Genomic DNA, 9946 nt, shown 5'->3' with positions numbered 1-9946 from the left:
ATGTTAAGAAAAGAACAGTATATTGTTTATAAATATTGCCATTTATCAGTGGTATCATACAAGTATCGCCAGATTATATTTATATCCATTATAATTAGTTGGTACTTTTATTCCTAAACTCTCTTTAAGTAGTAACAAACACTTATATAACCCTATTCTTCAAATTGAGCAATGATCGATGCTCAGTTAGAATTAAAAGTAAAAAATTACATCAGGTCTCAATATGAAAAAGGCCATACTTTCGATGTTATTGAAACGACATTAATTGATCATGGTTATCCAAAGGATTTTGTCAAAGGATTAATTAAAAATTCAGTGAGAAATTATGAATACTCTCATGTGTTAAAAAGTCCAGCGCAAATCACCTTAGGAGTTATTTTGATTATTATGGTTATAGGGTTTTTCTTTTATCTTCGCAGCAATATTCCAAAAACCTGCGACACTAAAGAATGTTTTCTCGAACGTGTGCAAGACTGCCAGGCAACAAAATACATGCATCAAGGTGATAAATTGACGTATGAATTAGTAACTGATAAACGCTGCATGTTAACCAAGAAGGTGATAGCAGTAGCAGATACTGAACCTGGACAGGTAAAGACTTTGTTGTTGGATAAATCCATGGATTGCAGTTATGAAAGAAATGCATTTAATGAGCAATATCTTACAACGATGTTAGGCGGCATACAAACCTGCACGGGTCCATTAAAAGAAGCGTTTTATGAAGTTTTGATTTCTGTGTATAATCAGGCGAAATAATCATGTTATTAATGAATGTAAGGTAAGAATATGGGGAGTTTTTTAGAATAATTGGTGAAAAATATTCACATCTAACAATAACTATAATCAAAAATCTCTATTTTAATTTGTAGCACTTTAGACATACTCTTTTAATTTTACAAACTATTATTTAAATTTTTTGTATAAAAGTACGTAATAAGTCCCCCTTAGGTTTTAGCGCCGGTTCAGCTTTTGAAGTGTTCTTCAATTGGATTTTTCTCTCTGGAACTCCGAAAAATCCCCAAAGTAAAGTTAAGAAGAGCTTCACAAAAGCAGGCGCTAAAACCCCAGACTTATTACGTACGTATAAAAAAACACTAATGCCCCTGATGCAGCATCTTTAACTGCAAATCTGCGTGATCTCTAACATATTTAATAAATTTTTCAAGATGGTATGCTATTCTACCGGTATTAGCAATCGAAACAGGTTTAAAGTCAAGGGTGTACGTTGTCTGCATCATACCTTGCTCAGGACCTTCAGTTATAAAATGTATAGTACAACCAATATCTAATCCTCTGAAATATGCTCTGAGGTCATCAACATTTGGAACTACAATAGATGCATGTGGGTTTATATCATCTAATGTTTCTCTGCCAATATCAACAGCATCAGCAAATGGTTGGGGCAAACCATCCCGACTATAACGATAAGCTATATGAACCTCTATTGGTATTGCAAGAGAACTCCTGGTTTTACCTTGACGTATTGAAACTCGCAATGGGCCGGAGTATAATGTTTTCTGATAGGTTATATCATAACCTTCAAAAGGTTGAGGTTGTTTAAAAAAACCTAATCGCTCTTGCATACCACGATCTAATCGTTCAACAATCTCTGCTAATTCTGTCATTGCATGAAGAAGAAATCACTATTTGTTTATAAATAGATACATTTAAACATAAGCCCTAATTATTAATAGAATCATGAAAAAAATATATCGAGAAAACTATTATGACATTATATCTCCATCTTATGATGAACTTTACCAACAAGAACAGTTAAAGAAAATAGCAATAATTAAACAGCATTTAGCTTCAAAGCTAAATGCAAAAACAACCATTCTTGACATTGGCTGCGGACCTTACTATGCAGACTGGCAGGGTATTGTTATCGGTTTGGATCCGAGCAAGGAACTATTAAAACAAGCAGCACAAAAAGGAATTAAAACAATAGTGGGAGTTGCAGAACAGCTCCCTTTCAAAGATAGATCATTTGATTATGTTATTTCAGTCACTGCTGCACAAAATTTTACTGATGTTGATAAAGCATTTTCTGAAATTAAACGTACCAGTAAAAAAGCAGTGATTACCTTTCTTAAAGGAACACAGAAAGAAGAAGAAATAATTAATGGGTTAAAAAAACATTTTAGCATAACTAACATTATTGATCAGGGGAAGGATTGGATTTATTTTGTTGACTGCTAAATTATTAATATTGTTCCATTAGAAAACGATACACAATTATGTATTCTGAATTTCTCTTAAGAATACTTTTTTATTATGGATGCCAGCCCGTACCTCTTCTGAATTGAGATGATTCACTCGTACCATAACTGTAAGGAGTGTACTTAGGTTGATCTGAAGTCTCAACGGCAACTCCTGCTTTTTTATCCAGTAGATTACTTGTTTCGAACCTTCTAGTTATATTTGGGTAGTTAAACTGAACAAGTCCAGCATAGTGGGACTCACGCCATAATTGAATATGATCTCTATGGTGTCCAGAAAAAGAAAAACCATATGGAATCCCATATTTTTTATCGGTTTCAAATGAAGATTTTAATCCCATATCTGCAGGAAAATCTCTAACTATACCAACATTATTAATATCAATAGGTACAGTAAACACTTGGCTTAAGCCAGCATCAACATATATTCCAAAATCAGGATGTTCTAACACAAGAATAGCATTTTTCTCACTAAGATATTGCGGTGGTACTGGGAATATCCATGTTGCTTCTCTTCTTTTACCACCAACTTCTTTACTGTGTATATGTGGTATAAAATACTTGGTTCCAACAATCCCTTCGAGATCATCAATTATTGTTACTTCTTCTTCGAAAGTTTTACCTGCATCAACATATGCAACGTTTGTTCCTGCCCACAGACCAGTATATTGGCAGTTTTCAAATACCCCTTTATGTGAATGAGATTGCTCATTTTTTTCTAAAAAAAGCAGAGATGCAAAAGGAGCACAAAGGCAAGGATTTTGGATGATGAATATTTTAGAATTACTTTTTTTAGTTATCCGGCTGTTTATGCTAAAGCAAGTTCAGATTCAGTAAAATAACGTATTTTCAACAATATTTATAAATCTCTCTTCCCAAAACAGCATTATGCCGCGCAGAGATACTATTTTCAGAGGTATGTTTAATAATCAGCCTTCATCGTTTACCACTTTTTTCCGTCATTTTATCAATTCATTCAGACCAAGCAAATATTACCAAGAAACTTCTTCTGATGATTTTAAAAGCATTCCGTATCTTGGCAAAGTTATTTTTTTAGCATGCCTTGTTCTTTTGGCTATCACTATTATTATTCTTTTTGCCAAACCATCATTAGTTAATTACCAGCAAAAGATTATGGTTGAAGTAGTGTCTTCAGCGCAAATTATGGCAATAGCTGAAGATCAAAACATAACTGCGATAGCACCGCTGCAAAAGAGAAGTCCTTTAGTATCATTTACTTATGAAGGTGGTTTATTTTATCATAAGCCAATACTTTGCTTATTGGTAAAGAGCTATTGTTTATTTCAAGAACCAACAACTATTCCTTTTGGTGAAAAAACATTGCTGCCAGATGATTTTAAGTCTGATCCTTTAACATTATACACGATCATCCTTATACTCCCAAGCTTATTTCTCTTATTCTATCTCCTCAGTTTTATTAAATATTTTGCCATTATCTTATTGGTAAGCTTGATCACCTATGTTATTACTAGAATTAGCTCATGGGATTTGCCAGGGAGCTTTATTATAAACTCTGCATTTTATGCATCGCCACTTTTAATTTTTCTCGATATTTTAAGCATGCCATTCTTTAATATCTATGCTGTTCCATTGCTGATATACCTTGTCTTTTATTCAATCATATTAAAGTATTTCTATAACAGGTATGCTTGAGGATGTCTGATGAGAACATTGCTTGGGCCGCAGCAAACAATTCTGGTAACAACGAGGGGAAAAACGCAAATATACGGCAAAGAAAAAATAATTGATAATGTCATTCCTGTGGACTGGCATATGCCCTGCTCAATTGAACACTTTATGTATGCAATTGCCATTAACAAAAAAACATTCACCCATCAACTCATCAAGGAATCAAACATATTTGTGATTAATTTTATTCCTGATACTATGAAAGATGCTGCAGTGTTTTGCGGAAGGCATTCAGGGCTGCATGTTGATAAATTCAAAGAAGCAAAATTGTTCAAGCTTAACGCCAGTGCCATGGATTGCTGCAAAATCGCTGGCGCTCTTGGTTATTTAGAATGCGAAGTTGTTCATGAAGTTGCGTGCGAAGATCACACTATTTTTGTTGCTAAAGTAATTCATAAAGAAGAAAAAGCAGAAGCAAAAAGATTATTTCATATTTTTGATAATGAGTTTACAACAACCTCCTCATAATAAAATTTTTAGAGGTACGTAATAAGTCTGGGTTTTAGCGCCTACTTTTGTGAAGCTCTTCTTAAATTCACTTTGAGGATTTTTCGAGGTTCCAGAGAGAAAAATCCAATCAAAATCCACTTAAAAAGCTGAACCGGCGCTAAAACCTATAAGAAGACTTAATACGTACCTTCAGATTATTATGATTTTACTATTTTTACTTCTAAAGATACTTCTGCTTATAGGCTGTAATAAAGAGTATAAACAACAAAAGTCATATTCTTTTTTTCTTCTTAGCTCTGCTCTTTCCGCGCGCTTTTTTGCTTCGCAGTCGAGCTTTTGCTAATTTTATCAGTTTTTGCACTTTTGATGCTTTGCTTTTATTGCTGGGACGCCTTCCCTTGTATTTAGTTTTTCGAGGTGATATCTTTTTATTTATTGTACGCTTTGACGAACCTTTTCTTCTTGTTCTTACCATAGTCTTTCCACCCTTTAATAAGGATTTAATGAGGATAATAAAAAAAGCTGGCATCTGGACTCGGTGAATAAGTGCCGTAAACAACTACTGATCTGAATCTTAACCTACCAGCTTGTTTGAAAGGTTATCTTATTCGCTCCACAAATTAACTTAACAAGTGCAGATTTCTTAGGATGAGTTATAGTCCAGGCATCCTAATTATAGCTAGACACTTGACAGAGGTTGTTATGGTAACATCCTTTCCAGGACAACCGAAAAGTCTTGCCAACTTTTCTTATGATACGGGCGGCTTTTATAGAAGTAACTTCTATTTAATCTTTTCTGACTACTACGAAGTGAACTTGGTAGTACTTGTAAACTATTTAATGCCAACAACAAGATAAATTGGTCCGCGATGATAGAAACTTTCAGGATCTGAAAATACTGGACAAACTTGCATTACATGAACACTTCTACATATTGCTTCAAGTGATTGTTTTACTTGTTGTGGATCGAATTCTTTAACTTCAAGGGAATGTCCTAAATAAGTGTGGTCCATAACTAAAATTACTCCGCCTGATTTTGTTACTCTTCCAATTTCCCGAGTGTTTTGACAAGGATTATGTAAATATCTGTTTAAAAAGAATTGCGTAACTCCATCAACACACCCGTCAGCAAAAGGAAGTTCTTGATTAGCATCTGTCAGCACTTTTCTTCTCGAAGGATTTCTTTTTAACATTTCAGGCGCTGCATCCATAGCAATAACAAAATAGGGGTCAATATCTTCAAGATATGCACAAACACCTCCACTTCCAGAACCAATATCGAGTAAATCTCTTGCTGCTCTTAAATATCTAAAATCTTGTAAAACATCAATGATTGCTTTTGCTCTTATACCTGAGTCAGCAAGCAAAGGATGGGAACCCGTAATCCAATTAGGGGCATCAACGTTCCAGTAATCTTCAACACTATTAAGCGACATTTTATTCAGGAAGAATCCTGTCTTTTTAAATCTTGAGAATAGTCACTCGTAAGGGGTTATTATTAAAATTAAAAACATTTATATATAAGTTCTATCTTAATATACAAAATCATATACTAAGTGTTGAAAACCACAAATAATAGCTAAAAGGGGTGTACAAAATGGATGTATTAGACATAGGACGGTTACGTAAGGTTAATGAACTGGCAAAAACCTTAACGCGGCATGGCTTGGCTTCGAATCGTTTGGAAGCAGCGAATTTGGCAAGTGAATTGCAGGCTGATCATGATGAGATGGAAGCATTGCATCACATTCAAATTACTAAAGACCAGAAAATGGTTGTTGTCAATCAAAATCAAGCTCAGCAAGTAGTGCAGCAAGCTGTAGAGCAAGAACAGCCGAAAGTAGTAAAAGATTATTATACTAAAGAAGAAGTTGAGACGGTGTTGCAGGATTTTGCAAATCTATTTGGCAGTGAAGTCAACAAATTAAAAGCTGAACTTGAATCATTGCATGCAAAACTGCAGGCGATGCAGGCAGTTGAAGCTTATCAGGCAGAACAAGCAACACATTCTCAAGTTCAGCAGCCAACACTGCAACAAAGCTCTGTTCAAGAATCAACAGCGCCTGCACTTAGCTCGCCTTCAACAGGCATGGCGCGGCCAACATTAGCTAAAGCTAATGAATCACATCCGAGAACAGGTTCCTTTAGTGCCGCAGATGTTAGTATTGAAAAATTATTTTATTTTGGAACAAGATAATGATCTTGGATTCTTTTTTTTATCTTCTTTTTCTTAATATGACCACAAAATAATTTAAAAAACAATAAATTTATTTTGTTTTAAAAGTCCATGAGCTTTTGACGATAAATACGAGTGTTCAGATGGTTGGAAAATATAGAGATCATAATGTTCTTATCTCAGGTTCATCCCATAAACCTCCGTCTCACAAAGAAGTGGCATCGCTTATGAAACAATTAGTTATTTTTTATAATAACCATTAAAAAAAACTCCATCCTCTTGAATTAGCTGGTATTATCCATAGCAAGTTCACCAACATCCATCCGTTTTCTGATGGAAATGGGAGAACAGCGCGTGTTATAAGCAATTTTATATTACATTCTCATAAATATCCTAACACCATCTGCATAATATCCTGCTGATGGCTTGAGATTACCATCGTGATATACTTCTATAATTCAATCAGTAATTTCTTATTATTTCAGCAATTTCTTTAGTTGTTAATGATTGTATTCCACTTATGTTTTTGAATAATTTTTCGTAAGACCAAACTGCACAATTATATCTCAATGCAAGAGCTATGTACGGTGCATCTTTTACATGTTCTTTTAATAATTGCTCTGCTTTAGTCATGTTCATTATGAACTCTTGCAATGGAATTATCTTAATTCGCTTTTCTAATACAGAAAGAATAATTTCAAATTCTTGTTCGGAAAAATGGGATTTTGCTTTTATATCCTCTTTATGTTTTCTCATTTCAACAAATAATAGTTCAGGTGCAATTAATTGTAATTTTTCTGATAAGAAGAGATCGATGATATTTCCTGCAATAAGAGATGAGAATACTATGTTAGCATCAACAACAAGGAGCATTGCTTTACATCTCTTTCAATTTTTTTTTATATTCTTTGTACAGCCCTTCGTTTACTTTTCTCCCTAGTTCTAATGCATCATGTTCAGTGAGCTTTGATTTTGCTACAATTGATTTAAATAATTTATATTCAGCAGCCTTTTTTACAATTGCATTCCGAGCTATTTCTGACCAATTTAATTCTGGCAATAATTCCATTTCTCTCTTTAGATCTTCAGTAATTGATAGTGTTAACGTGGGCATATTATTTCCTCCATACAATACAATTATTGCACATAACACACTAAAATCAGTGGAAATATAAAAATGTTACGTTTTTCTAACTCTACTATACTTAACAACTAACTAATGACTAAAACAGTACCTATCCATCCAAAACTTTATAAATCATGTGACTACTCCATAATAGCACTTAAGTGTAAACTACACATATAAATTATGCATATAATCATGCCATTATGGCAAGATATTGGGGGTATAAACCATGGTTTTAAGACAAGTAAAAATTGTATTAATGTTTCTTTTAAGTTTACTCGTAGTAGCAACTGCAGTTACTGCAGGCACTATCGGCGTAGATGTAGTTATAACACCAGAATCTCCAGCAACAGATGATACTTTAACGTGTGACGTTAAAGTTACAGGTGCAGGAGAACCATTTAATGTTTCAATTGAATGGTTTGATACTACAAGTGGCTCTAAATTAGTTGAAACAAGTGGTAGTCAACATTTTAATGTTACTGCAGGAACTTATTCATTAAATCTCGTTGCAGATACAACAAAAAACGATAAAGTTAAACCTGGGCATATTTACGATTGTATAGCAAGCGTAACTGACAAAGATAATAGCAAACAACCTGGATCAAAACAGGTTACAGTTATTAATGATGAACCAAGCTTAAGTTTTGATAGTATCGTAACTTTAATTGAAGACAAAACTCCCGCATTCCAAAGCAAACTTATTGATTTTGATGATTTTGATTTAGACGATAGTGATCCAGAACATAATCCAAATGATTTAACATTATTTACATTTACTGTAGCAGCACAAAGTTCAAGCAATGTGAAATGTGAAGTTACAGGCAGTAAAAGCAAGCCTGAATTAAAAATAACTACTACATCCAATTTCAATACTAAGGGACTTCAAACGCTTCCAACTTGTACTTTAAGAGTAAGTGATGGCTTTGATTTTGATGAAACTAGTTTCCAAGTTGAAGTTTTGGATGTAAAAGATGATCCAGTTATTACTGGTTTATCAACCACTTCTGCTGTATTAGGTCAAACATTCAGCGCAACGGTTCAAGCTACTGATGCTGATGCAGGAGATACTTTAACCTATGCTCTAGTCTCCGGTCCAACAGGCATGACCTTAAGCACAGCTGGTCAATTTAGTTGGGTGCCAACAGCAACAGGTTCATTTACTGCGCAAGTTAAAGTAACAGATGCAACAGGAGCTTTTGATACAGAAACATTCACTATAACAGTAACTGAAAAAGTGTGTGTCTCATTTACTGATGTTGATGCAGCAGTTTCCGGCGGCGGTAAAGAAGATCTTTCAGTTTCTGCTGGAAAAGTAACAGGAGATATAGAAGTGCAGCCTGGCTCAAAGTTTGAGATTGACTTTACGTTAGATAATCTCTGCACTGATGATCCTAAAATAGATAATGATGCTGATTGTGACGTAGAAGTTGAATTAGAAGAATTATGTGATGACTGCGATAAAGACAATCAAGATCAAAACCTTGATGTTGATGCAGAGAAAAAAGAAGATGCAAGCTTCACCTTCGAAATTCCAACAGAAGCAGATGACGGCAAATATGATCTCGAAGTAGACATTAAATGCGATGATAAAGATGGCGCTAAAAACTACAATGTATTTAACGGCACTATTAGTGTTGAGGTTGCCAAAGAAACACACCAAGTATACTTTAGCGAACTTACCTTAAATCCAACCTTGGTAAGCTGTGTGCGAAAACCAACCTTAACGGTTGAAGTAGCTAATGTAGGAGAAAAGGATGAAAACGTTGAATTGAGTATTTCCAATCAAGAGCTTGGCATTCAAGTCAATGAATTTTTCAAGCTTGATGAAGGAGATGTCACTGACGATGAAGATACGTTAAGACGAAAAGCTTACACCTTAAACATTGACGACAGTGTTAAAGCAGGAAACTATCAAATTGCTGTAGATGCTTACTACAATGCTAACAAGGATGTTGAAGAAGAATTCCTTACCTTAGTTGTTCAAGACTGTGGTGTTGATACAACTCCTTCAGCAACTAAAATAACAACCTCAAGTGGAACTACGACAACTGCAACAACAACTACTCCACCACCAGTAACAGTAGTAACAACTGCACCAACAACCACAACAGTGCCTGCAAAAGCGCAAGTGGTAACGCAAACACCAGCAAAAGCATCATTCTTAGAAAGCAATGGTTACTTAATGTTGGTTATTGTTGCTATTGTTATAGTATCAATCGTAATATTGGGTTTGTTAGTAGTAGCATTTAGAAAATAAATTTT

The 9946-nt window shown here is 34.5% G+C and carries 13 protein-coding genes; 7 read left to right on the top strand and 6 right to left on the bottom strand.

Annotation, left to right across the window (positions count from 1 at the left end; all coding sequences use genetic code 11):
- Positions 1-171: 171 nt before the first annotated feature.
- Entirely contained in the window at positions 172-756 is a 585-nt protein-coding gene (locus HYY69_02830; GenBank protein MBI3032385.1) for a hypothetical protein, read from the top strand.
- A gap of 338 nt (positions 757-1094) precedes the next feature.
- Here HYY69_02830 and HYY69_02825 read toward each other — a convergent pair whose 3' ends face one another.
- On the bottom strand, positions 1095-1625 hold the full coding sequence (locus HYY69_02825; protein MBI3032384.1) for a hypothetical protein: 531 nt from the start codon (positions 1623-1625) through the stop codon (positions 1095-1097).
- Between the two features lie 73 nt (positions 1626-1698).
- On the opposite strand from HYY69_02825, the gene HYY69_02820 reads away from it, so the two are divergent.
- Positions 1699-2199: a methyltransferase domain-containing protein gene (locus HYY69_02820; protein MBI3032383.1), complete on the top strand. Its 501-nt coding sequence runs from the start codon at positions 1699-1701 to the stop codon at positions 2197-2199.
- A gap of 73 nt (positions 2200-2272) precedes the next feature.
- On the opposite strand, the gene HYY69_02815 is transcribed toward HYY69_02820, so the two are convergent.
- Positions 2273-2671 (bottom strand): hypothetical protein, encoded by a 399-nt coding sequence (locus HYY69_02815; protein MBI3032382.1) that lies wholly within the window; start codon positions 2669-2671, stop codon positions 2273-2275.
- 436 nt (positions 2672-3107) lie between these two features.
- Here HYY69_02815 and HYY69_02810 point away from each other — a divergent pair, with 436 nt between their 5' ends.
- Both HYY69_02810 and HYY69_02805 read left to right on the top strand, forming a co-directional pair.
- The gene (locus HYY69_02810; GenBank protein MBI3032381.1) at positions 3108-3893 is read left to right on the top strand and encodes a hypothetical protein; all 786 of its coding nucleotides are present in this window, start codon (positions 3108-3110) and stop codon (positions 3891-3893) included.
- A 9-nt stretch (positions 3894-3902) separates the two neighbouring features.
- Positions 3903-4397 carry a flavin reductase gene (locus HYY69_02805; protein ID MBI3032380.1) on the top strand — a complete coding sequence of 165 codons (495 nt, stop codon included), beginning with the start codon at positions 3903-3905 and terminating at the stop codon, positions 4395-4397.
- 253 nt (positions 4398-4650) lie between these two features.
- Here HYY69_02805 and HYY69_02800 read toward each other — a convergent pair whose 3' ends face one another.
- Together HYY69_02800 and HYY69_02795 are read right to left on the bottom strand one after the other, a co-directional pair.
- Positions 4651-4854 (bottom strand): hypothetical protein, encoded by a 204-nt coding sequence (locus HYY69_02800; GenBank protein MBI3032379.1) that lies wholly within the window; start codon positions 4852-4854, stop codon positions 4651-4653.
- 358 nt (positions 4855-5212) lie between these two features.
- Positions 5213-5815 carry a class I SAM-dependent methyltransferase gene (locus HYY69_02795; GenBank protein MBI3032378.1) on the bottom strand — a complete coding sequence of 201 codons (603 nt, stop codon included), beginning with the start codon at positions 5813-5815 and terminating at the stop codon, positions 5213-5215.
- 161 nt (positions 5816-5976) lie between these two features.
- Here HYY69_02795 and HYY69_02790 point away from each other — a divergent pair, with 161 nt between their 5' ends.
- Positions 5977-6576, top strand: a complete 600-nt coding sequence (locus HYY69_02790) for a hypothetical protein (protein ID MBI3032377.1) — start codon at positions 5977-5979, stop codon at positions 6574-6576.
- Between the two features lie 272 nt (positions 6577-6848).
- Positions 6849-6977, top strand: a complete 129-nt coding sequence (locus HYY69_02785) for a Fic family protein (protein ID MBI3032376.1) — start codon at positions 6849-6851, stop codon at positions 6975-6977.
- Positions 6978-7017: 40 nt separating this feature from the next.
- Here HYY69_02785 and HYY69_02780 read toward each other — a convergent pair whose 3' ends face one another.
- Together HYY69_02780 and HYY69_02775 are read right to left on the bottom strand one after the other, a co-directional pair.
- A complete protein-coding gene (locus HYY69_02780) occupies positions 7018-7428 on the bottom strand; it encodes a hypothetical protein (protein MBI3032375.1) in 411 nt (136 codons plus the stop codon).
- Between the two features lie 4 nt (positions 7429-7432).
- Positions 7433-7708: a hypothetical protein gene (locus HYY69_02775; GenBank protein ID MBI3032374.1), complete on the bottom strand. Its 276-nt coding sequence runs from the start codon at positions 7706-7708 to the stop codon at positions 7433-7435.
- Between the two features lie 202 nt (positions 7709-7910).
- On the opposite strand from HYY69_02775, the gene HYY69_02770 reads away from it, so the two are divergent.
- Positions 7911-9941, top strand: a complete 2031-nt coding sequence (locus tag HYY69_02770; GenBank protein MBI3032373.1) for an Ig-like domain-containing protein — start codon at positions 7911-7913, stop codon at positions 9939-9941.
- Positions 9942-9946 lie beyond the last annotated feature (5 nt).

Source organism: Candidatus Woesearchaeota archaeon (assembly GCA_016192995.1).
Classification (GTDB): domain Archaea; phylum Nanobdellota; class Nanobdellia; order Woesearchaeales; family DSVV01; genus JACPTB01.
The sequence above is the reverse complement of the archived record's forward strand: the minus strand, read 5'-3'. Positions and strand labels throughout refer to the sequence as shown.